23 protein-coding genes are annotated in these 24350 nt (G+C 73.0%); 17 read left to right on the top strand and 6 right to left on the bottom strand.

Features of this window, described 5'->3' with window-relative positions:
- Window positions 1-195 precede the first annotated feature (195 nt).
- Complete coding sequence (locus tag EKH77_RS25240) at window positions 196-816, bottom strand: helix-turn-helix transcriptional regulator (RefSeq protein WP_126916591.1); 621 nt, start codon at window positions 814-816, stop codon at window positions 196-198.
- A gap of 1246 nt (window positions 817-2062) precedes the next feature.
- Here EKH77_RS25240 and EKH77_RS25235 point away from each other — a divergent pair.
- Both EKH77_RS25235 and EKH77_RS25230 read left to right on the top strand, forming a co-directional pair.
- Window positions 2063-3301, top strand: a complete 1239-nt coding sequence (locus tag EKH77_RS25235; RefSeq protein WP_430981009.1) for a protein phosphatase 2C domain-containing protein — start codon at window positions 2063-2065, stop codon at window positions 3299-3301.
- Window positions 3302-3551: 250 nt separating this feature from the next.
- The gene (locus EKH77_RS25230) at window positions 3552-4034 is read left to right on the top strand and encodes an ATP-binding protein (RefSeq protein WP_240667517.1); all 483 of its coding nucleotides are present in this window, start codon (window positions 3552-3554) and stop codon (window positions 4032-4034) included.
- Between the two features lie 75 nt (window positions 4035-4109).
- Here EKH77_RS25230 and EKH77_RS25225 read toward each other — a convergent pair whose 3' ends face one another.
- The gene (locus EKH77_RS25225; protein ID WP_126916589.1) at window positions 4110-5168 is read right to left on the bottom strand and encodes a DUF2637 domain-containing protein; all 1059 of its coding nucleotides are present in this window, start codon (window positions 5166-5168) and stop codon (window positions 4110-4112) included.
- A 338-nt stretch (window positions 5169-5506) separates the two neighbouring features.
- Between EKH77_RS25225 and EKH77_RS25220 the strand changes: the two genes are divergently transcribed.
- Window positions 5507-6253 (top strand): GntR family transcriptional regulator, encoded by a 747-nt coding sequence (locus EKH77_RS25220; protein WP_126916588.1) that lies wholly within the window; start codon window positions 5507-5509, stop codon window positions 6251-6253.
- A gap of 214 nt (window positions 6254-6467) precedes the next feature.
- On the opposite strand, the gene rsgA is transcribed toward EKH77_RS25220, so the two are convergent.
- Window positions 6468-7565, bottom strand: coding sequence for a ribosome small subunit-dependent GTPase A (gene rsgA / locus EKH77_RS25215; RefSeq protein WP_126916587.1), 1098 nt, complete (start codon window positions 7563-7565; stop codon window positions 6468-6470).
- Between the two features lie 69 nt (window positions 7566-7634).
- The gene (locus tag EKH77_RS25210; protein WP_126916586.1) at window positions 7635-8861 is read right to left on the bottom strand and encodes a YihY/virulence factor BrkB family protein; all 1227 of its coding nucleotides are present in this window, start codon (window positions 8859-8861) and stop codon (window positions 7635-7637) included.
- Between the two features lie 321 nt (window positions 8862-9182).
- Here EKH77_RS25210 and EKH77_RS25205 point away from each other — a divergent pair, with 321 nt between their 5' ends.
- From EKH77_RS25205 to EKH77_RS25145, 13 genes are all read left to right on the top strand, one after another.
- The gene (locus EKH77_RS25205; RefSeq protein WP_240667515.1) at window positions 9183-10442 is read left to right on the top strand and encodes a GAF domain-containing protein; all 1260 of its coding nucleotides are present in this window, start codon (window positions 9183-9185) and stop codon (window positions 10440-10442) included.
- Window positions 10443-10466: 24 nt separating this feature from the next.
- Window positions 10467-11063, top strand: coding sequence for a GNAT family N-acetyltransferase (locus tag EKH77_RS25200; RefSeq protein WP_126916584.1), 597 nt, complete (start codon window positions 10467-10469; stop codon window positions 11061-11063).
- A gap of 139 nt (window positions 11064-11202) precedes the next feature.
- Window positions 11203-11286, top strand: coding sequence for a putative leader peptide (locus EKH77_RS34810; protein WP_309471194.1), 84 nt, complete (start codon window positions 11203-11205; stop codon window positions 11284-11286).
- Window positions 11287-11415: 129 nt separating this feature from the next.
- The gene (locus EKH77_RS25195; RefSeq protein WP_126916583.1) at window positions 11416-13116 is read left to right on the top strand and encodes a nitrite/sulfite reductase; all 1701 of its coding nucleotides are present in this window, start codon (window positions 11416-11418) and stop codon (window positions 13114-13116) included.
- A 91-nt stretch (window positions 13117-13207) separates the two neighbouring features.
- A complete protein-coding gene (locus tag EKH77_RS25190; RefSeq protein ID WP_126916582.1) occupies window positions 13208-13384 on the top strand; it encodes a hypothetical protein in 177 nt (58 codons plus the stop codon).
- Window positions 13371-14054 carry a phosphoadenylyl-sulfate reductase gene (locus tag EKH77_RS25185; RefSeq protein WP_126916581.1) on the top strand — a complete coding sequence of 228 codons (684 nt, stop codon included), beginning with the start codon at window positions 13371-13373 and terminating at the stop codon, window positions 14052-14054. Before EKH77_RS25190 ends, EKH77_RS25185 begins: the two co-directional genes overlap by 14 nt.
- Window positions 14055-14110: 56 nt before the next feature.
- Window positions 14111-14647, top strand: a complete 537-nt coding sequence (gene cysC / locus EKH77_RS25180; protein ID WP_240667799.1) for an adenylyl-sulfate kinase — start codon at window positions 14111-14113, stop codon at window positions 14645-14647.
- Window positions 14644-15570, top strand: coding sequence for a sulfate adenylyltransferase subunit CysD (cysD, locus tag EKH77_RS25175; protein WP_126916579.1), 927 nt, complete (start codon window positions 14644-14646; stop codon window positions 15568-15570). Before cysC ends, cysD begins: the two co-directional genes overlap by 4 nt.
- 2 nt (window positions 15571-15572) lie before the next feature.
- A complete protein-coding gene (locus tag EKH77_RS25170; protein ID WP_126916578.1) occupies window positions 15573-16901 on the top strand; it encodes a sulfate adenylyltransferase subunit 1 in 1329 nt (442 codons plus the stop codon).
- Between the two features lie 165 nt (window positions 16902-17066).
- Window positions 17067-18170, top strand: a complete 1104-nt coding sequence (locus EKH77_RS25160; RefSeq protein WP_126916576.1) for an aliphatic sulfonate ABC transporter substrate-binding protein — start codon at window positions 17067-17069, stop codon at window positions 18168-18170.
- A 55-nt stretch (window positions 18171-18225) separates the two neighbouring features.
- Window positions 18226-19023 carry an ABC transporter ATP-binding protein gene (locus EKH77_RS25155; RefSeq protein ID WP_126916575.1) on the top strand — a complete coding sequence of 266 codons (798 nt, stop codon included), beginning with the start codon at window positions 18226-18228 and terminating at the stop codon, window positions 19021-19023.
- Window positions 19010-19900, top strand: a complete 891-nt coding sequence (locus tag EKH77_RS25150) for an ABC transporter permease (RefSeq protein WP_126916574.1) — start codon at window positions 19010-19012, stop codon at window positions 19898-19900. The genes EKH77_RS25155 and EKH77_RS25150 overlap by 14 nt, the downstream gene beginning before the upstream one ends.
- 11 nt (window positions 19901-19911) lie before the next feature.
- Window positions 19912-20676, top strand: a complete 765-nt coding sequence (locus EKH77_RS25145) for a sirohydrochlorin chelatase (RefSeq protein ID WP_240667514.1) — start codon at window positions 19912-19914, stop codon at window positions 20674-20676.
- On the opposite strand, the gene EKH77_RS34420 is transcribed toward EKH77_RS25145, so the two are convergent.
- A complete protein-coding gene (locus EKH77_RS34420; RefSeq protein WP_276319238.1) occupies window positions 20666-20794 on the bottom strand; it encodes a hypothetical protein in 129 nt (42 codons plus the stop codon). The two genes, EKH77_RS25145 and EKH77_RS34420, sit on opposite strands and share 11 nt — an antisense overlap.
- A gap of 57 nt (window positions 20795-20851) precedes the next feature.
- Here EKH77_RS34420 and EKH77_RS25140 point away from each other — a divergent pair, with 57 nt between their 5' ends.
- Window positions 20852-23638: an NACHT domain-containing protein gene (locus EKH77_RS25140; RefSeq protein WP_126916573.1), complete on the top strand. Its 2787-nt coding sequence runs from the start codon at window positions 20852-20854 to the stop codon at window positions 23636-23638.
- Here EKH77_RS25140 and EKH77_RS25135 read toward each other — a convergent pair.
- A complete protein-coding gene (locus EKH77_RS25135) occupies window positions 23635-24270 on the bottom strand; it encodes a LysE family translocator (protein ID WP_126916572.1) in 636 nt (211 codons plus the stop codon). The two genes, EKH77_RS25140 and EKH77_RS25135, sit on opposite strands and share 4 nt — an antisense overlap.
- Window positions 24271-24350: the final 80 nt, after the last annotated feature.

The raw sequence follows: 24350 nt of genomic DNA, 5'->3' as shown, positions 1-24350 counted from the left end.
CGTCGGGGTGCCCGCGCCTGGCGGCGCGGGATTTCGCCCACCCGCCCGCCCGATTACCCGGAAGCGCACCCACGAGGTACTGACGTGAGGGGGCGGGGTGGGGTGGACGGGCCCTGGTAGGGGCGTAAGGAGCTCTTCGCCGCTAGGGCCAAATACGGGGCAACCAGCACCGTGATACCAGGCACCGCGAAGAGCTCAGCCCCGTAAGGGCCCGTCCACCCCACCCCGCCCCCGCCCCCACCCGCGCTCGGCGGCCTGCCAGCCCAGTTGGAGCCGGGTGGTCACCCCGGCCAGCTCCATCAGCCGCCGCACCCGGCGCTGGACAGTCCGCAGGCCCAGCCCGAGCTGTTTGGCGACGCTCGCATCCGTCAGTCCCGCCAGCAGCAGGGACAGCACCTCCAGATCGGTGGCGTCGGGCTCGGACGGACCGCCGACGGATCCACCGCCCGGCCGCAGGGGGCGGCCCTCGTGCCAGGCGTCCTCGAACAGGTCGATCAGCGAGTCCAGCAGCGCGCCGGAGTGGACGACCAGGGCGGCGGTGCCGGCGGCGCCCGAGGCGAGGGGCAGCAGCGCGACCCTGCGGTCCACGATGACGAGTTCGGCGGGTATTCGGTCGACCACCCGGCACAGGCCGGGGATCGGCGGGGTGCCCTCGACGACCGTCCGGTGGACCACCGCCCCCGGCCCTCCGGGAACGGGGCCACCGGCCCGCTCCGTCAACACCCCTACCCGGGCCGTCAACATGACGCACACTTCTTCCACCGCGCCCAGCCGGAGCCCCGACAGCCGCCGGGCGACCGCCCCGGCACCCCTCACGATCTCCGCCGCACCCTCGCCGACAGGCTGCTCCGCTGGACTTTCCCCGTGTGCCGTCCGTTGTATGGCGTCCACACCCATGGAACCGAGCACGCGACTTTCCTCCCCATCCCCGCGACCGCGTTATGGCTCGGGACATCATCCCTGGGGTGGTGTTCGCTGTGCACTCTTCCCGTATGCCCCACAGTGTGGACAATAAGGGCATGAGTCAGCAGGGGGACCAGTACGCCGAACAAGAGGACGCCTGGTGGCGCGAGTTGTACGGCAGGAGTGAAGCCGACACGGGTGGTGTCGCCGCCGGCGACAGCCTCGACGAACGGTTCTCCTCCGCCTCGGCGATCGTGGGTCCGGAACCTCTTCGGCCGAGAGCGGAGCCGCGACGGCCCGAGCCGCCCAGGAGGGCGGCCGGGGGTACGGACGCCCCGCCCGGCCCGCCGCCGGGCGGCCCGGGCGGGCTCTCGCCCGCCGTGTCCCGCGGGGTGCCACGCCAGACCAAACGCTGGTCGCCGCCCGCCCCCTCCCCCGGCGGCCGCGGTACGGAGCCCCCCACCACGAACGGATCCAACGGCACCGGCCACGGCACCGGCCACGGCACGGGCGCGGCCAACGGGTCCGGCGGCGGCCTTGAGGCGAACGGCGATGTCGGATCCGGCGGCAGCCTCGGAACGAACGACGGCCCGAAGGCCGACGGCGGGTTCCGATCCAGCGGCGGCCTCGGAGCGAACGACGGTCTCGGAAGCGAGCTCGAACCCGACGACGATCTCGGGTCGAACAACGGCCCCGGGCCCAACGGCGCCCCCAGGCCGAACGGCGACTTCGGAACGAACGGCAGTCTCGGGCCGAACGGCTCCGCCGGCCCCCACAGCACTGACGCAGCCCCCCACACCGGCGGAGCCCCCCGCACCGGCGGCCGAGCCACCGGCACGGGCACCGGCACCGGCCCCGGTGGGCCCGACCGCTCCCGGGGCTCCGCCCTGCCCGTCCCCGTCACCCCCGGCGGCAGCCCCCGCCCCCGCCGCCTCCCGAGCCGTGCGCGCCCGTGGGGCCGGAGGGGCTTCCCGACGGGCCGCCGCCCCCCGACCCCAGGACGCGGGTCTCCCCGCCGCCCCCTCCGCAGCCGGTGCCGCCGGCTCCCCCGGAGCCGCCGGACGCCGTCGCGGACCCGGACCGGTACGCGGGCCCAGCCGAGCGCATGGAACGCGCGGAACGCCCGGACCGCATGGACCGCATGGACCGCCCAGAACGCGTGGAACGCACAGAACGCGCGGAGCTCACCAAGCGCAAACGCGCCCCGGGCGCTCCCGCCGGCATCCCCGATGTCGCGGAGCCGCCCGGATTCCCGGAGCTGCCGGACCTCGCCGGCCTCCCCGGCCTCCCCGACCTGCCCGGGTTCTCCGGCATCCCCGGCCTCTCCCGCGCGGCGACCGCCCCCGGCACCGCGCTGGAGACCACCGAGGCATCCGAGCTGCCCCCGCCCGAGCGGTCCCCCGTCGCCGGTTCGCCGCGCCGGAACGGCGCGCGGCTGCGCACCCCCGAGTACGTGGGGCGGCGCCCGCCCACCTACGAGGCCGAGCCGACCTCATGGCCGGCCGCGGACCCCGGCGGGCTGGAGGACCTCGTGCCCGACACCGTGCTGGACGGCGCCCGGTACGGGGCGCTGACGCTGCGGGCCGGCTCGCTGCGCGGGGACTCCGCCCGCTACCGCGGCGAGCCCCGCCGGGACGCCCTGCTGACCGCGCGCTTCGGCGCGGGTGACGACGCGCTGCTGCTCGTCGCCATGGCGAGCGGCGCCCGCGCGGCGGAGGGCGCCCACCGGGCGGCGCGGGAGATCTGCGCGTGGCTGGGCGGCGCGGTCGGGCGCAGCCATGCCCGGCTGGTCGAGGACATCCACGCGGGCCGCCGCGACGAGCTCAAGTCGGGGCTGCACCGGCTGACGGACCGCACGTACGGCCGGCTGCGCGTCCGCGCGGCCGAACTGGGCCTGCGGCCGAGCGAGTACACGGCGGGGCTGCGCTGTCTGCTCCTTCCCGTGGACCCGCGCTGCCGGACGCGCGTGTTCTTCGGTGTGGGCCCGGGCGGGCTCTTCCGGCTGCGCGAGGGCGCCTGGCAGGACCTGGACCCGGAGCCCCGGGAGCCCGTCGCCGAGGCGGAGGCGGAGCCGTTGACGGGCTACGACGTCGCCGACCGGATCACCGTGGACCTCGGCATCCCCACGCCCGGCACCGCGCCCGTCATCGACCCCGCCGAGGTGCCCTCCGAGCCCTTCCGCTTCCGCGCCTCGATCGCCCGGCCCGGCGACACCCTGCTGCTGTGCAGCGCGGGTCTGGCCGACCCGCTGCGCGGCGAGGCGGAACTGGGCGTGCGGCTGGCGGAGCGGTGGGCCCGGACGGAGCCGCCGGGGCTGGCGGAGTTCCTCGCGGACGTCCAGCTGAGGGTGAAGGGGTACGCCGACGACCGTACGGCCTGCGCGGTCTGGGAGGGCTAACGGCCGCCTGCCCGGCCCCTCGGGTCGGCAATTCGCGCGCCGCACAAGCGACTTCGGGATTCCGGTCGTATAACCATGTTGACGCGTCAACAGGCGTCGACTCGGCGGCCTCGGGGCATGCATTTCCCGTGAGCGTGTTCGAGGCCGGGGCGCCGGGGAGGGGTCGGGTCGGCGAGGGATGAAAAGGCGGACTGGACACTGGGCGGGCGCGGAACAGCGCGAGAGCAGGGGAGGGTCCGCGGAAGGCGGCGTGTCGGAGGGATCCGGCGAATCGGGTGCGGCGGCGGCCCCGGGGCCGCACTGGGAGAGAAGACTGCCGCGCAAGGACCTGGCGGCCGTCCACGACGTCCGCGCCGGGCTGCGCGCGCTGCTCGCCCGCTGGGGCGCCCCGGGCCGGGCCGACACCGCCGAGCTGCTGGTGAGCGAGCTGGTCACGAACGCCCTGGTGCACACCGACGGCGGCGCCGTCGTCACCGCCCGCCTCACCGGCGGTCCGGCCGCGCCCGTCAAGGGCCGACTGCGCGTGGAGGTGCGGGACTTCCTCTCCCGGCATCCGACGGTACGGGCGCCCGCCACCGGCCCTCCGGGCCGGAACGGCGAGCGGGGCATGGACACGGCGGCCACCTCCGGGCGGGGCCTGCTGCTCGTCCACGCCCTCGCGGACGGCTGGGGGGTGCGGAGCCACGGCGTGGGCAAGTCCGTCTGGTTCGAGCTGGACGCGCGAGAGCCCTGAACCGCCTCCACGAGGCGGTTCAGGGCTCCTGGTCCGGGGCCGTCGCGACGGCTGTCGGCGGTTGTCCGGGCTTCGTCAGCCGAACTGCCGCTCGATCCGGGCCAGTTTCTCCTCCAGCGAGTCGAGCCGCGGGATGGCCTGGGTGTCGTCCTCCGCTGTGAGGTCGATGGGGACTGGCCTGTCCACCGACTGCAGCGGGCGGGAACGTACCGGAAGCTGCCCCGGCTCGACTATGGAGGGCTCCGGCCCCGCCTGCGAGCCGATCTGGGCGGGCTGCGGGGCGGCCGGCACGGCCGGGCCGGTCACCTCGACCTGCCGTCCGCCGCGCACCCGGGGCCACATCCGGTGCTGCCGGTTGTAGGCCTTCAGCCGGGCGCGCTCCAGCTTGCCGGCCTCCCGGCGGCGCATCCGGTGCTGGGCCTGCTGGCGCTTGTCCTCGCGGACCTCCTCCACGGCCTCGTCCAGCGACCGCACGCCCTCCAGGAGCATCAGCGACCAGGCGCCGAAGGTCTCCCGGGGCGCCCGCAGCCATCGCACTATCCGGATCTGCGGCAGCGGGCGGGGCACCAGGCCCTGCTCGCGCAGCGCCGCGCGGCGGGTCTGCTTGAGCGCCCGGTCGAAGAGCACGGCCGCCGACAGCGACATGCCGGCGAAGAACTGCGGAGCCCCGGCGTGGTCCAGGCCCCGGGGCGCGTGCACCCAGTTGAACCAGGCGGCGGCGCTCGCGAACGTCCACACCAGCATCCGGGAGCCCAGCGCGGCGTCGCCGTGGCTCGCCTCGCGCACCGCCAGCACCGAGCAGAACATGGCGGCGCCGTCGAGGCCGAAGGGCACCAGGTACTCCCAGCCGTCCGTCAGCCCCAGGTTCTGCTGCCCGAAGCCGACCAGGCCATGGAAGGAGAGGGCCGCGGCGACCGCGGCGCAGCAGAAGAGGAGTACGTACGAGGCGCTGCCGTAGAGGGCTTCCTTGCGGCGTCTGCGTTCCTCGTTGCGCTCCCAGGAGTCCGTGCCGGCGGCCCCGTCCTCCCTGGCGGTGTTCCGGCCGCGCGTGTACACCGTCACCGCCACCACTGCCCCGATGAGCGCCACGGCACTGGGGAGCGCCCAATTCAGCGGTATGTCGGTCACTCTCATCTTCGTCCCTTGCATGCAGTACGGCGTTTCGCGCGCCATCCTGACGGACTCGCGCCGGGTGCCAAGGGGTTTCGCGGTAACTCACCGCCAATGGACGGCAAGGATATACGGAGAGCGACGAATGAATTCGAACGCCCGCCAGCGGCAGGTGAATTGAGTTCTAACCAATCCACTCGATGGAGTGGCTTAGCCGATTCGGGCGGCTGACAGTCACGTCGAGCCCGGTGGCCGTCGAATCCCGGCCATAAACAGGTAAGCCTAACCTTACCCAGACGTATCGGGGTTTGAACTGTCGGATTCGCCGCCTATGGTTCCGATGGGACACCAGGAGGACCTCAATGGAGCAGGGCAGACCCCACAGCGCAGTATCGCGGCCGCATACCGGTGTACCCGCGCAGGCCACGCCGAGTGCGCGCGGGGAGCACACCCATGACGAGAGCGAGTACGCCTACGCCCCCGGCGCCCGCCCCGCGCCCCGGGTTCCCCAGCGCTACTCCGTCCGGGGCCAGGTGCTCGACGCCCTCCGCAAGGCGCTCGTCAGCGGGGAGCTCGTGCCCGGCGAGGTCTACTCCGGGCCCGCGCTCGGCGAGCGCTTCGGGGTGAGCGCGACTCCCGTGCGGGAGGCCATGCAGCAGCTGGCCCTGGAGGGCGCGGTCGAGGTCGTCCCCAACCGGGGCTTCCGCGTCACCAGCCGCACCGAGCGGGACCACGCGGAGCTCGCGGAGGTCCGCGCGCTCCTGGAGGTGCCCGCCCTGCTGCGGGTCGCCCGCGCGGTGCCGGCGGCCCGCTGGCGCGAGCTGCGGCCGCTGGCCGAGCGCACGGCCGCCGTGGCCGCCGAGGGCGACCGCGCGGCCTACGCGGAGGCCGACCGGGCCTTCCACCGGGCGCTCCTGGAGCTCACGGGCAACCGGCAGCTCGTGATCGTCGCGGAGGAGCTCCACCGCCGGTCCCAGTGCCCGGGCGTGGTGACGGGCGGGCTCGCCGCCCACGCCGCGGAGCACCTGCGGTTGCTGGACGCGCTGGAGGCGGGCGACCTGGCGGGGGCCGAAGCACTGGCGACCCGCCACTGCGCGGGCCCGGCGTAGGGGGGAGCGAGCCCGGCCCCACGGGGGGCCGGGGCGCAGCCCCGGGAAACGGTGAAAGGGCGGGACCGGGGCCCCCTCCCGCCGCGACGGCGATCAGCCACCGCGCCGCGGCCCGGCGGTGCCGCACCGCCCCCGGCCCGGCCAGCGCCCCGAACCGCAGCGGCCCCCGGCCCGGGGGGGGGCGACAGACGCCCCGGGGGCCCACCCCCCGGCGTCAGCTGACCCCCCGCTTCAACGCCACCGCCGCCCTCCCCTCCGCCTGCTTCCGCTTCCAGTCGCGGCGGATCTCCGTCCGCCGGCGGGCGTCCGTGCGCGAGGCGATCCATTCGTTCTCGCGCAGAAGCTTGCGGTAGCTCTCCAGGCGGCGCGGCCGCAGCGTGCCGTCCTCGACCGCCGCGAGGACCGCGCAGCCCGGTTCCGTCACGTGCCCGCAGTCGTGGAAGCGGCACTCCGCGGCGAGGGCCTCGATCTCGGCGAAGGTCCGGCCGACGCCGTCCTCCGCGTCCCACAGGCCCACTCCCCGCAGCCCGGGGGTGTCGATGAGGACGCCGCCGCCGGGCAGCGGCAGCATGTTGCGCGTGGTCGTGGTGTGGCGGCCCTTGCCGTCACGGTCACGCGTCGCCCGGACGGCCTGGACCTCGCCGCCGACGAGCGCGTTGGCCAGCGTGGACTTACCGGCGCCGGACTGGCCGAGGAGGACGGACGCGCCGCCCGTCAGCACCGCCGCGAGGACGTCGACGCCCTCCCCCGTCTCGGCGCTGACGGCCAGCACTGTCACGCCAGGCGCCGCCGTCTCCGCGTCGGCGAGGAGGTGGGCGAGGGCGGCGGGGTCGGGGACGAGGTCGGCCTTGGTGAGGACGACGAGCGGAGTGGCGCCGCTCTCCCAGGCCAGGGTCAGGAACCGCTCGATCCGGCCGAGGTCGAGCTCGACGGCGAGCGAGACGGCGACGACGGCGTGGTCGACGTTGGCGGCGAGGATCTGGCCCTCGGACCGCTTGGAGGACGTGGAGCGGACGAAGGCGGTGCGGCGCGGCAGCAGGGCCCGTACGTAGCCTCCGGCGAGGTCGACGGCGGCCCAGTCGCCGGTGCACATGATGTTCAGTGGGTCGCCGGTGGTGACGAGCGAGGTGTCGGCCATGACATGGCGTACGCCGCTCTCGCCGTCCGCGACGACGAGGTCGCAGCGGCCGCGGTCGACGCGGACGATCCGCCCGGGGACAAGGCCCTCGGCGGCGTGGGGGGCGAAGCTGTCAGCGAACCCCGCGTCCCAGCCGTAGGCGGAGAGGGGGTGCGGAGCATTGAGCTCGGACAAGACTGTGGTCCTTCAGGAGGGAGGTGTGGATGGTCTTCTGAGCGCGGGCGCGGCCCGTGGCGACGACAGTCATCGCGTGCTCACCTCCTGTGGAGTCGTTTTGTCCTGACGGGATCGTCCTGACAAGAACGATCGTAGAGACGAACGCCGACGGGCCGCGAGTGGTTTTCTCGCGGCCCGTCGGCGTTCGGTGGGGCTAGCCCTGATCCCGTTTGTTGTTCGGTTTGGCGTGCTTGGGCGGGTGGTCCGGTTTGTGGAGCCGGGAGCGGACGTCCTCGGGGGCAGGAACTGGGCCCAGCGCTCCGGGAATTCCGAGGGAGGCTCCCGGTCCTGGCCGATGACGCCCTCCTCGGCCTCCCAGGGATCGTCGTCGTTCTCGTGGACCAGGGCCCGCGCGGCCCGCTCGGCGGCCGCGCGGGCGGCTGCGGCCTCGCGCTGCCGGTCGACCTCGGCGCGGGCGGCGGCGGTGGTGACGGAGGGCCAGACCCGGTCGATCGCGGCGTTCACGGCGGCGCCGACGAGCACCGCGAAGGCGGAGACGCCGATCCACAGGAGCACGGCGACGGGCGCGGCCAGCGAGCTGTAGATGGTGACGCCCTCGACGGTGTGGGTGAGGTAGACGCGCAGCAGGAGGCTGCCGAGGACCCACATGGTGAGGGCGACGAAGGCGCCCGGGATGTCCTCCGCCCAGGGGGAACGGACGGGCACGGACACGTGGTAGAGCGTGGTGAGGAAGGCGATGGACAGGAGGGTGACGACGGGCCAGTAGAGGAAGCGGACGGCGTCCGCGCTCCAGGGCACGACGTTCACCACCGTCTCCGGCCCGGCCACCATCAGCGGCAGCGCCACCGCCCCGATGACGAGGGCGACGACGTAGAGGAGGAAGGCCAGCAGCCGGGTCCTGACGATGCCGCGCTTGCCCTCCAGCCCGTACATGATCGTGATGGTGTCCACGAAGACGTTCACGGCCCGCGAGCCGGACCACAGGGCGATGGCGAAGCCGACGGAGATGATGTCCGGGCTGCCGAGCTTGAGGACGTCCCGGACCAGCGGCTCGGCGATCTCCTTGGTGCCCTTGTCCGACAGGACGGCCGAGGACACGGTGAGGATGCTCTCCTGGATGCCGAGGATGGTGCGGGTGCCCGTCCAGTCGTCCAGGTAGCGCAGCAGCCCGAGGAGGGCGAGCAGCAGCGGGGGCAGCGACAGGAGGGTGAAGAAGGCGGCCTCGGCGGCCAGTCCCGTGACCCGGTACTCCATGCAGGAGTTGACGGTGTCCTTCAGGAGCAGCCACGCCATCCTGCGTTTGGAGACATTTCGGTACAGAGCCCTAGCCCTGCGGAGCCGGCCGACCTCCCGGCCCGAATGTTCTTTTGCTGCCTGCACGACCTAACCGTATCCGCCGCGGGCGGGTCGGTTCATCCCGCGGCCGGGCAGCGGGCCCTGCGGAACCGTTGCAGGTGGGAGGCCGCGGAGGGTGATGCTGCGCCGACTCGGCACCACCCTCCGGCCGCTCCCCTTCACCTTCCGCCCGGAGCGGGTGCGTTCGCAATGGTTGCAAGGCGTTGCAATATCGCGGATGACCCGGCGCGGAGCGGCTCGCGGCGGCACCATTGCAGCGTGAAGCGCATACCGATCGACGCGGGGCTGCTGCCCGCCATCCGGGAGGCCGCCCTCGCCGGCGCCGAGCCGCCCGTGCGACCGCGTCCGGTGATCGGCGAGTCGTGGCACCGGGTGCGCCGCCACGGCCTCGACCCCGACACCGGCGGGTCCGTCGCCCTGCTCTCGGTGGAGGAGGTGGAGCATCTGCGCCGGGCCTCCCCGCTGGGCGGGGTGCTGCCGCAGGTGCGGGAGGGGCTGCGCGAGGCGGTGGACGCCGTGCGGCATCTGATCGTGGTCTCGGACGCCGAGGGCCGGGTGCTGTGGCGGGAGGGCGGCGCCGGGGTGCGCCGGAGCGCGGACCGGCTGGGCTTCGAGGTGGGCGCGTCCTGGACCGAGGAGCGGGTGGGCACCAACGGGATCGGGCTGGCGCTGGTGGAGCGCCGGCCGGTGCAGGTGCATTCGGCCGAGCACTTCGTGCGGACGCACCACGCCTGGACGTGCGCGGCGGCGCCGCTGCACGATCCGCGCGACGGACGGCTGCTGGGCGTGCTGAACGTGTCGGGGCCCGTGCCCGCGTTCAACCCGGCGACGCTGGCCCTGGTGACGGCCGTGGCGAAGGTGTCCGAGGCGGAGTTGCGCGCCCGGCACTGGGAGTCGGTGGACCGGCTGCGCACGGTCGCGTCGCCGATGCTGGCCCGGCTGGGCGGCCGTGCGCTGGCCGTGGACCGCGACGGCTGGACGGCGGCCGTGACGGGGATGGCGCCGGTGAGCCGGGTGGTGCTGCCCCTGGAGGCGGCCCCGGGGCGGGTGTGGCTGCCGTCGCTGGGGCCGTGCACGCTGGAGCCGCTGCCGGACGGCTGGCTGGTCCGGCTGGACCGGGGCGTGGACGAGGACGTGCCGCCCGGCCGGCTGGTGCTGGACCTGAGCCGTCCGCGCACGTGGACGGTGAGCGTCGCCGGGGCGGCGGGCCAGTGGTCGCACGCCCTCAGCCCGCGCCACGCCGAGCTGCTGTACGTGCTGGCCCGGCACCGGGCGGGGCGGACGGCCGCCCAGCTGGCGGCGGACCTCTTCGGCGACGCCTCGCGCACGGTGACGGTGCGGGCGGAGCTCTCCCGGCTGCGGCGCACCCTGGCGGGGGTGCTGAGCCACCGCCCGTACCGGTTCGCCGACGGGCTGGAGGTGCGTCTGCTGGAGCCTGAGTCCCCCGAGGACCTGCTGCCCGCCTCGACGGCGCCGCTGGTGCTGGCCGCGCGCCGGGGGCTGCCCGTGGACCGCTGACAGGTGTGTGATGAGGTTTCGGCCATGAGCGACAGCACGACGACGACCGTGACCACCTGGTCGCTGGAGCAGACCTCACCGGCCGACCTCATCCCGGCTCACGTTCCGGACGCTTCGTCCGGCATCCGGATCGAACGGGCGGCCGTGCCCTCCCCGGAGTTCAGCCGTTTCCTGTACACGGCCGTGGGCGGGGACATCCGCTGGACGGACCGGCTGAGCTGGTCGTACGAGAAGTGGACGGCCTTTCTGGAGCGGCCCGGGACGGAGACCTGGGTGGCGTACGAGCACGGCACGCCGGCCGGGTACGTGGAGCTGGACGCCCAGCCGGAGGGGGCGGTCGAGATCGTGTACTTCGGGCTGGTCCCGGCGTTCCGGGGGCGGCGGATCGGGGGCCATCTGCTGAGCGTGGGGACCGCTCGGGCCTGGGACCTGGCCGAGCGCTGGCCCGAGCGGGAGCCCACGAAGCGGGTGTGGCTGCACACGTGCAGCCTGGACGGACCGCACGCGCTCGGCAATTACGAGCGGCGCGGCTTCCGGGTGTTCGCCACCGAGGTGACGGAAGAGCCGGACGCGCCCACTCCGGGCCCCTGGCCTGGCGCTTACCCGGAAGGCGCGGCTTAGCGGCGGCTTGGGCACGGCGCGCGGGGCGACGGCGGGCGGCGGCCCGCGAGCCGATGGACCATTCCACATCCCGGAATGGTCCATCTTGCTATTCGGACAACAGTGGACTGGCCGAAGACTGCCGTGCCACGCTGCCGTCATGTCCCGAGCTGGAATCGCCTTGGTGAGTCGGCGTCACGTCGACCTCGGCCGCATGTCCAGCGCCATCTGTCCGGCGGGCTGACAGTCACAGCACCACCGTTCCCTCCCTCCGTCGGCCATGTATCGCCGACGGGGTGGCCCTCGCTTCCCTTCGTATGCCGTGCCCGGCCCCTCTGCCGGTGACGTATGCGGATCTTAAGGACATTTCTCCATGGCTGACACTCCTTCCCGCTCCCCTGCCGCCGCCCCGGCGCGGCGCAAGTCCGGCCGTCACCGAGGCGAAGGCCAGTGGGCCGTCGGCCACTTCACCCCGCTGAACGCCAACGAGCAGGTCAAGAAGGACGACGACGGTCTCAATGTGCGGACACGCATTGAGACGATCTACTCCAGGGCCGGTTTCGACTCCATCGACCCCAGCGATCTGCGCGGCCGGATGCGCTGGTGGGGCCTCTACACCCAGCGCAAGCCCGGTATCGACGGCGGCCGCACGGCCGTCCTGGCCCCGGAGGAGCTGGACGACGAGTTCTTCATGCTGCGGGTGCGCGTCGACGGCGGCCGGCTGACCACCGCGCAACTGCGCGTCATCGGCGAGGTCTCCCAGGAGTTCGCCCGGGGCACCGCCGACATCACCGACCGGCAGAACATCCAGTACCACTGGATCCGGATCGAGGACGTGCCCGAGATCTGGCGGCGGCTGGAGGCCGTCGGCCTGTCCACCACGGAGGCGTGCGGGGACACGCCCCGGGTGATCCTGGGCTCGCCCGTGGCCGGCATCGCCGAGGACGAGATCCTCGACGGCACCCCGGCCATCGAGGAGATCCACCGCCGCTTCATCGGCAACCCCGAATTCTCCAATCTGCCCCGGAAGTTCAAGTCCGCCGTCTCCGGCTCCCCGCTGCTGGACGTCGCCCACGAGATCAACGACGTCGCGTTCGTCGGCGTCCGCCACCCCGAGCACGGCCCGGGCTTCGACCTGTGGGTGGGCGGCGGGCTCTCCACCAACCCCCGGATCGGGGTACGGCTCGGCGCCTGGGTGCCGCTGGAGGAGGTGGCCGACGTCTACGGCGCCGTCATCGGCGTCTTCCGCGACTATGGCTACCGGCGGCTGCGCAACCGGGCCCGGCTGAAGTTCCTCGTGGCCGACTGGGGTGCGGAACGGTTTCGCCAGGTGCTGGAGGACGAGTACCTCGGCCGCCGGCTCACCGACGGCCCGGCCCCCGAACAGCCCCTGCACCGCTGGCGGGACCACGTCGGCGTCCACCGGCAGAAGGACGGCCGTTTCTACGTCGGCTTCGCCCCGCGCGTCGGCCGGGTCGACGGCGCCACGCTCACCAAGATCGCGGAGCTGGCGGAGCAGCACGGATCGGGCCGGATACGCACCACGGCCGAGCAGAAGATGATCGTGCTGGACGTGCCGGAGGAGCAGGTCCCCTCGCTGGTGGCGGGCCTGGAGGCGCTGGACCTGCGGGTCGCGCCCTCGCCCTTCCGGCGGGGCACGATGGCCTGCACGGGCATCGAGTTCTGCAAGCTCGCGATCACGGAGACCAAGGCGCGCGGCGCCTCGCTCATCGACGAACTCGAGCGCCGGCTGCCGGAGTTCGACGAGCCCGTCACGATCAACATCAACGGCTGCCCCAACGCCTGCGCCCGTATCCAGGTGGCGGACATCGGCCTCAAGGGCCAGCTGGTCACCGACGAGCGGGGCGAGCAGGTCGAGGGTTTCCAGGTGCACCTGGGCGGGGCGCTGGGCCTGGAGGCGGGCTTCGGCCGCAAGGTGCGCGGACTGAAGGTCACTTCGGCAGAGCTCCCGGACTACGTGGAGCGCGTCCTGCGGCGCTTCCAGGCGGAGAGAACCGAGGGGGAACGGTTCGCCCAATGGGCGGCCAGGGCGGACGAGGAGGCGCTGTCGTGAGCGACGCACACGCGGCCGCCGGGCCGCAGACATCGACGATGGCCGCACCTCTGCGCCGCGTGGGCGGAGAAGCGAACAATCAGGAGGGGCCATGAGTGAGCGTGCGGCTCCCTTCTACTGCCCCTACTGCGGGGACGAGGACCTGCGGCCCGGTGAGCAGGGCCACGGCGCCTGGGAATGCGGCGCCTGCAACCGCGCGTTCAAGCTCTCCTTCCTCGGACTCCTGACCCGGGGCCTGGTCAAGGAGCGGGGACATGACCGGACTTGAGAAGCTGGCCCTCGACGCGGGCCGGGAGCTGGAGGACGCGCCCGCCCCGGAGATCCTGCGCTGGGCGGCCGACACCTTCGGCGAGCGTTTCTGCGTGACCGCCTCCATGGCGGACGCCGTCGTCGCCCACCTCGCCTCGCGCGTCCGGCCCGGCGTCGACGTGGTCTTCCTGGACACCGGCTACCACTTCCCGGAGACCATCGGCACCCGGGACGCGGTCGAGGCCGTGATGGACGTCCGGGTCCTGACCCTCACCCCGCGCCTGAGCGTCGCCGAGCAGGACGCGGCGCACGGGCCGCGGCTGTACGAGCGCGACCCGGACCTGTGCTGCCGGATGCGGAAGGTCGAACCGCTGGCGGAGGGCCTGGCCGGGTACGACGCCTGGGCGACCGGCCTGCGCCGCGACGAGTCCCCGACCCGGGCCGGCACGCCGGTCGTGGGCTGGGACGCCCGGCGCGGCAAGGTCAAGGTCTCCCCGATCGCCCGCTGGACCGAGGCGGACGTCGACGCGTACGTCGCCGAGCACGGCGTGCTCGTCAACCCGCTGCTGATGGACGGCTACACCTCCGTCGGCTGTGCGCCGTGCACGCGGCGCACGCTGGCGGGCGAGGACGCACGGGCCGGCCGCTGGTCGGGCACGGGCAAGACGGAATGCGGGCTGCACGGATGACGGAAGCCCTGCCGAACGAGCTGCTGAACGAGCTGCCGAACGAGCTGGAGAGGAACATGAGCGTGGGCGCCACCGTGTGGCTCACCGGCCTGCCGAGCGCGGGCAAGACGACGATCGCCCGTGCGCTCGAGGCCCGGCTGGGCGCCGAGGGGCGGCCGGTGGAGGTGCTGGACGGCGACGAGATCCGGGAGTTCCTCTCGGCGGGCCTGGGCTTCTCCCGCGAGGACCGGCACACCAACGTCCAGCGGATCGGCTTCGTCGCCCAACTGCTGGCCTCGCACGGCGTGACGGTGCTCGTGCCCGTCATCGCGCCCTACGCGGACTCCCGCGAGGCGGTGCGCAAGCGCCACCAGGCGAGCGGCACGGGATATGTGGAGGTCCATGTGGCCACGCCGGTGGACGTGTGCTCCACGCGTGATGTGAAGGGCCTGTACGCCAAGCGGGCGGCGGGTGAGATATCCGGCCTGACCGGCGTCGACGACCCGTACGAGGCGCCGGCCGACCCGGACCTGCGGATCCCCGCGCACGAGCAGAACGTCGAGGAGTCGGCGGCGGCGCTGTACGCGCTGCTGACGGAGAGGGGACTGCTGTGACCACGGCGGACAAGCCGTACGACAGCCCGTACGCCCTGACGCATCTGGACGCGCTGGAGTCGGAGGCGGTGCACGTCTTCCGTGAGGTCGCGGGCGAGTTCGAGCGGCCGGTGCTGCTCTTCTCCGGCGGCAAGGACTCCATCGTCATGCTGCACCTCGCCCTCAAGGCGTTCGCCCCGGCGGCCGTCCCCTTCGGGCTGCTGCACGTGGACACCGGGCACAACTTCCCCGAGGTCCTCGCCTACCGCGACCGCACGGTCGCCGAGCTGGGCCTGCGGCTGCACGTGGCGTCCGTGCAGGACTTCATCGACCGGGGCGAGCTGCGCGAACGCCCCGACGGCACCCGCAATCCGCTCCAGACGGTGCCGCTGCTGGACACCATCGGCCGCCACCGCTTCGACGCCGTCTTCGGTGGCGGCAGGCGCGACGAGGAGAAGGCCCGGGCCAAAGAGCGCGTGTTCTCGCTGCGGGACGAGTTCGGCGGCTGGGACCCGCGCCGCCAGCGCCCCGAGCTGTGGCAGCTCTACAACGGCCGCCACTCCCCCGGCGAACACGTCCGCGTCTTCCCGCTGTCCAACTGGACCGAGCTGGACGTCTGGCAGTACATCGCCCGCGAGAAGATCGAACTGCCCTCGATCTACTACGCCCACGAACGCGAGGTCTTCGCCCGCGACGGCATGTGGCTGGCCCCCGGCGCCTGGGGAGGCCCCCGCGACGGCGAGCGGGTGGAGAGACGCCTGGTGCGCTACCGCACCGTGGGTGACATGTCCTGCACCGGCGCCGTCGATTCCGGCGCCGCCACCATCCACGCCGTCATCGCCGAGATCGCGGCGTCCCGGCTCACCGAGCGGGGCGCGACCCGGGCCGACGACAAACTGTCCGAGGCCGCGATGGAGGACCGCAAGCGCGAGGGGTACTTCTAGCCATGAGCACCGACACCGCCACCGACCAGGCCACCTCGCTCCTGCGCTTCGCCACCGCCGGAAGCGTCGACGACGGCAAGTCCACACTCGTCGGACGGCTCCTCCACGACTCCAAGTCGGTCCTGGCCGACCAGCTGGAGGCCGTCGAGCGGGCGTCGCTGGGCCGCGGCCAGGACGCCCCCGATCTGGCGCTGCTCACCGACGGGCTGCGCGCCGAGCGTGAGCAGGGCATCACCATCGACGTCGCCCACCGCTACTTCGCCACGCCCCGCCGCCGGTTCATCCTGGCCGACACGCCCGGCCATGTGCAGTACACCCGCAACATGGTCACCGGCGCCTCCACCGCCGAGCTGGCCGTGGTGCTCGTCGACGCCCGCAACGGCGTCGTCGAGCAGACCCGCCGCCACGCGGCCGTCGCCGCGCTGCTGCGCGTCCCCCACGTGGTGCTGGCCGTCAACAAGATGGACCTCGTGGGCTACGCCGAGTCCGCGTTCGCCGCGATCGCCGGGGAGTTCGGCGCGTACGCCGCCTCGCTCGGGGTGCCCGAGGTCACCGCGATCCCGATCTCGGCGCTCGCGGGCGACAACGTGGTGACCCCGTCCGCGCACATGGACTGGTACGGCGGCCCCACCGTGCTGGAGCACCTGGAGACCGTGCCCGTCGGCAGCGATGCCACCGACGAACCCGCCCGCTTTCCCGTCCAGTACGTCATCCGCCCGCAAACCGCCGCGCACCCCGACTACCGGGGCTACGCCGGCCAGGTCGCCTCCGGCGTGCTGCGCGTCGGCGAACCGGTGACGGTGCTGCCGTCGGGGCGCACGAGCACGATCGCCGCCATCGACGGCCTGGCCGGGCCGGTGGACGTGGCCTGGGCCCCGCAGTCGGTCACCCTCCGGCTCGCCGACGACCTCGACGTCTCGCGCGGCGACCTGATAGCCCCCACCGGCACGGCGCCCGGCACCACCCGGGACGTCGAGGCCACCGTCTGCCACGTGGCCGACCGCCCGCTGCGCGTCGGCGACCGGGTGCTGCTCAAGCACACCACGCGAACGGTGAAGGCACTGGTCAAAGCGGTGCCTTCACGGCTGGCCCTCGACGACCTCACCCAGCACCCCGACCCCGGCGAGCTGGCCGCCAACGACATCGGCCGGGTCGTGCTGCGCACCGCCGAGCCGCTCGCGCTCGACACGTACGCCGACTCCCGGCGCACCGGCTCCTTCCTGCTGATCGACCCCGCCGACGGCACGACGCTGACGGCGGGCATGGCCGGGACGGCGTTCGCGGCGAAGACCCCGGTGGCGGCTGCCGACGACGGCTGGGACTTCCAGTGATGACGGGGCGGGCGCAGGACGCCTTCGCGACGTTCGACAAGGAGGGCGGCCGTATCGGCAGCGGCGCCCTCGGCAGCGGACAGGGCGGAGTGGGGCGATGTGCGGGCTGACGCCCGTCCCCGTCCCCGACACCGCCTGTATCGCTGAACGAGAGGAACCCCCCTCGTGTCATCCCTCGCTCGCCGGCCTTGGCCGGCGCTCGTCGCCGTGCCGCTGCTGGCCTTGGCTCTGGGCGCCTGCGGCTACGGCTCCCAGAAGTCCTCCGGCTCCAACGCCGGCCCCTCGGCCGCCACCGGAGCGAAGCTCTCCGCCGGCACCGTGCGCATCGGCTACTTCCCCAACATCACCCACGCCACGCCGCTGGTCGGCGAGCAGGAGGGCATCCTCCAGAAGGAGCTGGGCACCACCAAGCTCACCTCGACGACGTTCAACGCCGGGCCGTCGGAGATCGAGGCGCTCAACGCGGGCTCGATCGACATCGGCTGGATCGGCCCCTCGCCCGCCATCAACGGCTATGCGAAGTCCAAGGGCCAGAGCCTGCGGATCATCGCCGGCTCGGCGTCCGGCGGGGTGAAGCTGGTCGTCGACCCCAAGAAGATCGGCTCGCTGGAGGACGTCAAGGGCAAGCGGATCGCCACTCCGCAGAAGGGCAACACCCAGGACGTGGCGTTCCTCAACTGGATCTCCGGGCAGGGCTGGAAGGTCGACCCGCAGAGCGGCAAGGGCGACGTCTCCGTCGTCCGCACGGACAACAAGGTGACGCCCGACGCCTTCAAGTCCGGTTCGGTCGACGGCGCGTGGGTGCCCGAGCCGACCGCCTCCAAGCTGGTGTCGGAGGGCGGGAAGGTGCTGCTGGACGAGAGCACCCTCTGGCCTGACGGCAAGTTCGTCATCACCAATGTGATCGTGTCGCGGAAGTTCCTCGACGCCCACCCGGACGTCGTCGAGGCCGTGCTGCGGGGCTCGGTGAAGACCAACGCCTGGATCGCCGCGAACCCCGACCGGGCGAAGGCCTCGGCCAACGCGGCGCTGAAGAAGCTGTCGGGCAAGGAGCTGCCGCCGGAGATCCTCGACCCGGCGTGGCAGTCCATCCGGACGACGGACGACCCGCTGGCCGCCACCCTCCAGGCCGAGGCGGACCACGCGGTCAAGGCGGGGCTGCTGGAGAAGCCGGATCTGGTCGGCATCTACGACCTGGCCCCGCTCAACAAGGTCCTGGCGGCCGAGGGCAGGCCCACGGTCGACGCGGCGAAGCTCGGCAGGCAGTGACGTGTACGCGGCAGTAGGGGCTCGTATGCCCGCTCCCCGACCAGGAGGTGACCGGATGGCACCGGCACTGAGCACGAATACGTCCGCCACGGCCGCCGTCGGCGAGGACCGGGCACCGGCGACGGGCGTCCGGATCGACCACGTCCACAAGAGCTACGACGGCCGTTCCGTCCTCGACGACATCACCCTCGACGTCCGCCCCGGGGAGTTCGTGTGCCTGCTGGGCGCCTCGGGCTGCGGCAAGTCGACGCTGCTGAACCTGGTGGCCGGCCTGGACCGGCCGTCGGCCGGCACCATCGAAGTCCCCGGCGGCCGCCCGGCGCTGATGTTCCAGGAACACGCGCTGTTCCCGTGGCTGACGGCAGGCCGCAACATCGAGCTGGCCCTGCGGCTGCGCGGCGTGCCGAGGGCGGAGCGCCGGGCGGAGGCGGAGCGGCTGCTCCAGCTCGTCCGGCTGGGCGGCTCGTACGGCAAGCGCGTGCACGAGCTGTCAGGCGGGATGCGGCAGCGCGTCGCGCTGGCGCGGGCCCTGGCACAGGACAGCCGGGTGCTGCTGATGGACGAGCCGTTCGCCGCGCTGGACGCCATCACCCGGGACGTGCTCCACCACGAGCTGACGCGCATCTGGTCGGAGACCTCGCTGTCGGTGCTGTTCGTCACCCACAACGTCCGGGAGGCGGTGCGGCTCGGCCAGCGGGTGGTGCTGCTGTCGTCCCGGCCGGGGCGGGTGGTGCGGGAGTGGACGGTGGACATCCCGCAGCCGCGCCGGATCGAGGACGCGGCGGTGGCCGACCTGTCGGTCGAGATCACGGAAGAGCTCCGGGGGGAGATCCGCCGCCATGGCCGGGACTGAGACCGACCGCCCCCGGGCCGGAGTGGGGGATCTGGCGGGCCTGGAGGCCGGCCTGGACGCCCTCGACGCGGTACCGGTGAAGCGGACACCGCTGCGGGAAGTGCTGCTGCGCAAGGTACTGCCGCCTGTGGCGGCCGTCGTCCTGGTGCTGGTGGTGTGGAAGCTGCTGGTCCTGGCGGGTGTCACGGACGACTACAAGCTCCCCGACCCGTCGGCGGTGTGGGGCGCCCTGCGCCGGCTGTGGCTGGAGGGCACGCTCTTCGGCATCGTCTGGACGAGCGTCTCGCGGGGCCTGCTCGGCTTCCTCGCCGCCCTCGCCATCGGCACGCCGCTGGGACTGCTGGTGGCCAGAGTGCCACTGATACGGGCGGCACTGGGCCCGGTCCTGTCCGGGCTCCAGTCGCTCCCGTCGGTGGCCTGGGTGCCGGCGGCCGTCATCTGGCTGGGCATCACTGACTCGGCGATGTACGCGGTGATCCTGCTGGGTGCCGTGCCGTCCATCGCCAACGGCCTGGTCTCCGGCATCGACCAGGTGCCCCCGCTGTACCTGCGCGCGGGCCGCACGATGGGCGCGACGGGCGCGCGCGGGGCGTGGCACATACTGCTGCCGGCGGCACTGCCGGGGTACCTCGCCGGGCTGAAGCAGGGCTGGGCCTTCTCCTGGCGATCGCTGATGGCGGCGGAACTCATCGCGTCCTCGCCCGACCTGGGCCTGGGCCTGGGCCAGTACCTGGAGAACGCCCGCACGGACTCGGACATGCCGGGGGTGCTGCTGGGCATCATCCTGATCCTGTTCGTCGGCATCGCCATCGACCTGATCGTCTTCAGCCCGCTGGAGCGCAGGGTGCTGCGCTCGCGCGGCCTGGCGACGCGATAGGGGCGCTGCTTGTGGTCCTCCTCCTCATCGCCCACGGCAGCCGCGACCCCCGGCACGCGGCGACGGTCACCGCGCTGCGGCAGGCGGTCGCGGAGCGTCGGCCGGGGCTGCGCGTGGAGGTCGGCTTCCTGGACTTCTGCGCGCCGAGCGTGCCGCGCGTACTGGAACGGCTGGCGGCGGAGGGCGTGGGGGAGGTGGTGGCGGTTCCGCTGCTGCTGACGCGGGCGTTCCACGCGAAGGCGGATATTCCGGCGGTGCTGGCGGGTGCGACGGCCGCGCTTCCTTCGTTGTCCGTCCACCAGGCCCCCGTCCTGGGCCCGTCGTCCCTGCTGACGGACGCACTGGAACGACGGCTGCGGCAGGCCGGGGTGCGGGACGCCGACCGGAGCTCGACCGGGGTCGTCCTGGCCTCGGCGGGCTCATCGGACCCGGAGGCGATCGCGGTGATCGCAGAAATCGCGCGGGAGTGGCGGCACGCGAGTGGTTGGTGTGCCGTGCGACCCGCGTTCGCCTCCGCCTCCTCTTCCTTTCCGAGAACGGAGGACGCGGTGCGCGCGCTGCGGCGCGCCGAGGGCATACGGCGCGTGGCGGTCGCACCGTACGTCCTGGCCCCGGGGCGCCTGCCGGACCGCATCGCGGCGGGGGCGCGGGCCGGGGACGCCGACTTTCTGGCGAACGTGCTGGGGCCGGCGCCGGAGGTGGCCGCGCTGGTGCTGCGGCGGTACGAGGAGGCGGCGCGGGTGACGCGTTCGGTGGTCGTGGCCGCTACCGGGTGAGCAGGGTGAGGACGTTGACGAAGGCGGTCAGGAGCGCGGCGCGGTCGGCGGGGGTGGTGTCGGTGCGCGACAGGATCGCGGTGAACGCGGTGATGAGGATGAGCAGTTCGAGGGCCATGGGCTGAACTTCCGCGATTTCGCGTTCGCCGACGTTCGCGCGTATGAAGATGAACGCATGGGTGCGGATTCGGGGGCGCTGGGCGAACTGGCCGCGCGCTTACGCCGGTTGCGGTTCGAGCGCGGGCTGACGCATGTGGCGCTGGAGCGACGGGCGCGGTTGGGACACACAACCGTCAGCCAGACCCTCAACGGGCGGAAGGTGCCGACGGAGGGCACGGTGGTGGCTCTCGCCAAGGCCCTGGGCGCCGACCCGGGCCCGCTGCTGGTGCTGCGGGAGAGAGCGGCGGAGGAGATCGTCGAGGCCGCTGTCCGGGCGGACGACATCCCGTTCGAAGAACGGTATTGCCGTTATGTCGTCGAGCGGCACAGCGGGCTCACCGTCGTCGGCCTCGACCTACGGGGATCACACGCGGCGAGCTGGCCGCTGGAGCCCGCCTACGTCAGCCTGGAACTGACGAGCAGGCGCGACGGCTCCCTCACCGTCGTCGAACGTGCCGAGAAGGCCTTGGCCGGGCAGCAGCGAGCGCTGATCCGCGGGCTCGCGGGCAGCGGCAAGACCACGCTCGTCCAGTGGCTGGCCGTCACCTCCGCCCGGCGCGGGAGCATCCCCTTCGTCATTCCCCTGCGCAGGCTCGACCTCAAGAGCGCCCCACCCGCTCCGGACCGTTTCCTGGAAGCCATCAGGTGCCCGCTCGCCGCGACGCAGCCATCACACTGGGCGGACCGGGTCCTGACGAACGGGCGGGGGCTGTTGCTCGTCGACGGCATCGACGAGGTGCCCGCCCATCGGCGCGAAGAGACGAAGGAGTGGCTCCGCGACCTGATCGCGGCCTACCCTCGGTCGACCTTCCTGGTCACCACGCGGCCGACGGCCGTGCCCGAACGGTGGCTCGAAGCGGCGGGGTTCGCCGAGCTGACCGTACGACCGATGAACCGGAAGGACGTCCTCGTCTTCGCCACGCGGTGGCACACGGCGGCCGGTACCGAGCCCGAACTCGAAGAGCGCTTCAAGGACGCCGTGCGGGCCCAGCGGTCACTGGCCCAACTGGCGACCACGCCGCTGATGTGCGCGCTGCTGTGTGCGCTCCACCGCGACCGGCGGGGGCGTCTGCCACGGAGCCGGATGGAGCTGTACGAGGCCGCGCTGGCCATGCTGCTCGGCCGGAGGGACGACGAGCGGGGCATCGAGGCCCCCGAGGGGATCAGCCTCACGCAGCACGAGGCGGTTCAGCTGCTGCAGCGGCTGGCGTACTGGCTCATCCGCAACAGCCAGGCGGAGATGGGGGAGAACATCGCCCTGGTTGTCCTCGAAGACGTTCTTCCCGCGATGCCCACCGTCGCCGGACAGGGCGACGCCCGGCAGATCCTCACCCACCTGGTCTCCCGTTGCGGACTGCTGCGCAGACCGACGGCGGACACCATCGACTTCGTTCACCGCACGTTCCAGGACTACCTCGGCGCGAAGGCCGTCGTCGAAGGGCACGACCTCGGACTGCTGGTGCGGAACGCCCACGACGACCAGTGGGAGGACGTCGTACGGATGGCCGTGGCCCATGCGCGGCCTGCCGAGCGGGCGACGCTGCTGCGCCAGCTCGTGGCACGCGGTGACCAAGCCGGCGACCATCGCACGCGGCTGCACTTGCTCGCCATGGCGTGCCTGGAGCAGGCCACCGAGCTGGACCCCGAGGTCCGGGCGACGGTGGAGGAGCGGGCGGCGGCGCTGCTGCCGCCACGCGGCTACGCCGAGGCGCAGAAGCTGGCCATGGTGGGGCCGGTGATCCTCGATCTGCTGCCGGGTCCGCAGGGGCTGTCGGAGAAGGAGGCGGAGGCTGTCGTCCACACGGCGGCGGACGTCGGCGGGGACGCCGCTCTCACCTTGCTCAAGCGGTATCGCGGCTGTCGCGGCCCGCGCGTCATCAGCGCACTGTCGGCGCGCTGGGACTCGTTCGACACCGGGGAGTTCGCGGAAGAGATCCTCAACCACCTGCCGACCGACTGCACCATTACCGTCCGCAGCCGCGCTGGTCTGGAACTCGCCCCAAACCTCCCGCAGAAGTCGGACATCCGCTTCTTCGGAGATCTCTCCGCAGAAGAAATCCTGGCGGTGGTCGATCCGGACCGGTTGACGAGCATCATCTTGTCCGCCAACCTGCGGCTGAGCGATGTGGCTTTCCTCCGGAGACTGCCCAAGTTACGCAGCCTCTCCCTGCTCGGGTGCTCCGAGATCACTGACTTGTCGCCGCTCGACGGGCTGCCGCTCACCGAGTTGATGATCAACGACACTCGCCCGCACGACCTGCGCCGCGTGGCCGAGCTGCCGGAGCTTGAGGAGCTGAACCTCGACCTCCCCGTGCGCCGGTCGCACACCTCGTCCCTGCCCGCCATGCCCAAATTGCGGAGGCTCTACGTATGGCAGCAGAACGCGTCGCGATCCCTGACGGGACTGGACGCGTTCGACGGGTTGGAATTTCTCGCCATCAATGCCCCCAGATTCCCCGACGCGGATCGTGAAGAGCTCACGCGCCTCCCACGACTGACTCGCTTGGTGATCGTCGAGCAGGACATGCCCCGGCTCGCCATAGCTCCCGTGCTCCCCCAGGTGCGGGAACTCACGCTCCTAAGTCCCTCGCACCCTGTCGACCTGACACCCGTGGGCAAGCTCTTCCCGGGACTCCGGCTGCTCAGGCTCTCCTGCCACTGGCCACATCAAACGGTCGTCGACCTGAGCCCACTCGCCACCGCCGAACCTCTCGACATCGTCATCGCGGAGGCCAAGGAGGTCCTGAACCTGGACCTCTTCCCACCCGGCAAGGTCACCATCGCCCCCGGCCCCCGCTATTAACCCTCCACCGCCGTCCCCACCCCCAGCGCCACCAGCACCCCGCCCGTCGTCCGCTCAAGGTTGCGGTGCACCCGGGGCCGGCGGAGCCAGCCCAGCAAGTGGGTGGCACCGGCTGCCACCAGCAGCAGCCAGACGCCCGCGACCGCCGCGTCGACCGCGCCGAACAACAGCGTCGTGCCCAGCGCCGACCCCCCGCCCTCCGGGAGGAACTGCGGGACGACGGCCACGAAGAAGACCCCCACCTTGGGGTTGAGCAGACAGCTCAGCAGCCCCTGGCGGAACGCCTCCCCTGCCCCCGGGGCCTGCCCGCCCTCGTCCGGCACCTCCACAGCCGCGGCAGCGGCCGACCGCCGCTGGGCCCACAGCACCTGCGCCCCCAGAAAGACGAGGTACACCGCCCCCGCCAGTCTGACGACCGTGAAGGCCGCGTCCCAGCGCTGGAGAGCCGCCGCCAGGCCGAGGGCCGCGGCGACGCCCCAGGCGAGGGAGCCGGCCGCCGCGCCGAGCGCGGTCGCGCTGCCCGTGCGGCGGCCGCCGCGCAGGCAGTTGCGCAGCACGAGGAGGGTGTCGGGGCCAGGGGCCATGGCCACCAGCAGGGAGAAGAGGGCGAAGCCGAGTATCGCGGTGGTCATGGGCGAAGCTCCTCTCGCAAGATCACGCAGAACGTGGAGGAGCTTATCGAGATGGCCGCCGTGCCCCGTGGGGGTTGGGC

Origin of the sequence: Streptomyces luteoverticillatus (genome assembly GCF_003970715.1) — a bacterium.
Classification (GTDB): domain Bacteria; phylum Actinomycetota; class Actinomycetes; order Streptomycetales; family Streptomycetaceae; genus Streptomyces; species Streptomyces abikoensis.
This window is presented reverse-complemented; position numbering and strand designations above follow the sequence as displayed.

Coding starts and splice junctions, on each gene's coding strand:
- EKH77_RS25225 (WP_126916589.1), bottom strand. CDS start 5,168: ATGAGAGTGACCGACATACCGCTGAATTGGGCGCTCCCCAGTGCCGTG.
- EKH77_RS25220 (WP_126916588.1), top strand. CDS start 5,507: ATGGAGCAGGGCAGACCCCACAGCGCAGTATCGCGGCCGCATACCGGT.
- EKH77_RS25210 (WP_126916586.1), bottom strand. CDS start 8,861: ATGGCGTGGCTGCTCCTGAAGGACACCGTCAACTCCTGCATGGAGTAC.
- EKH77_RS25200 (WP_126916584.1), top strand. CDS start 10,467: ATGAGCGACAGCACGACGACGACCGTGACCACCTGGTCGCTGGAGCAG.
- EKH77_RS34810 (WP_309471194.1), top strand. CDS start 11,203: ATGTCCCGAGCTGGAATCGCCTTGGTGAGTCGGCGTCACGTCGACCTC.
- EKH77_RS25195 (WP_126916583.1), top strand. CDS start 11,416: ATGGCTGACACTCCTTCCCGCTCCCCTGCCGCCGCCCCGGCGCGGCGC.
- EKH77_RS25190 (WP_126916582.1), top strand. CDS start 13,208: ATGAGTGAGCGTGCGGCTCCCTTCTACTGCCCCTACTGCGGGGACGAG.
- EKH77_RS25185 (WP_126916581.1), top strand. CDS start 13,371: ATGACCGGACTTGAGAAGCTGGCCCTCGACGCGGGCCGGGAGCTGGAG.
- cysC (WP_240667799.1), top strand. CDS start 14,111: ATGAGCGTGGGCGCCACCGTGTGGCTCACCGGCCTGCCGAGCGCGGGC.
- EKH77_RS25170 (WP_126916578.1), top strand. CDS start 15,573: ATGAGCACCGACACCGCCACCGACCAGGCCACCTCGCTCCTGCGCTTC.
- EKH77_RS25155 (WP_126916575.1), top strand. CDS start 18,226: ATGGCACCGGCACTGAGCACGAATACGTCCGCCACGGCCGCCGTCGGC.
- EKH77_RS25150 (WP_126916574.1), top strand. CDS start 19,010: ATGGCCGGGACTGAGACCGACCGCCCCCGGGCCGGAGTGGGGGATCTG.
- EKH77_RS34420 (WP_276319238.1), bottom strand. CDS start 20,794: ATGGCCCTCGAACTGCTCATCCTCATCACCGCGTTCACCGCGATCCTG.
- EKH77_RS25140 (WP_126916573.1), top strand. CDS start 20,852: ATGGGTGCGGATTCGGGGGCGCTGGGCGAACTGGCCGCGCGCTTACGC.
- EKH77_RS25135 (WP_126916572.1), bottom strand. CDS start 24,270: ATGACCACCGCGATACTCGGCTTCGCCCTCTTCTCCCTGCTGGTGGCC.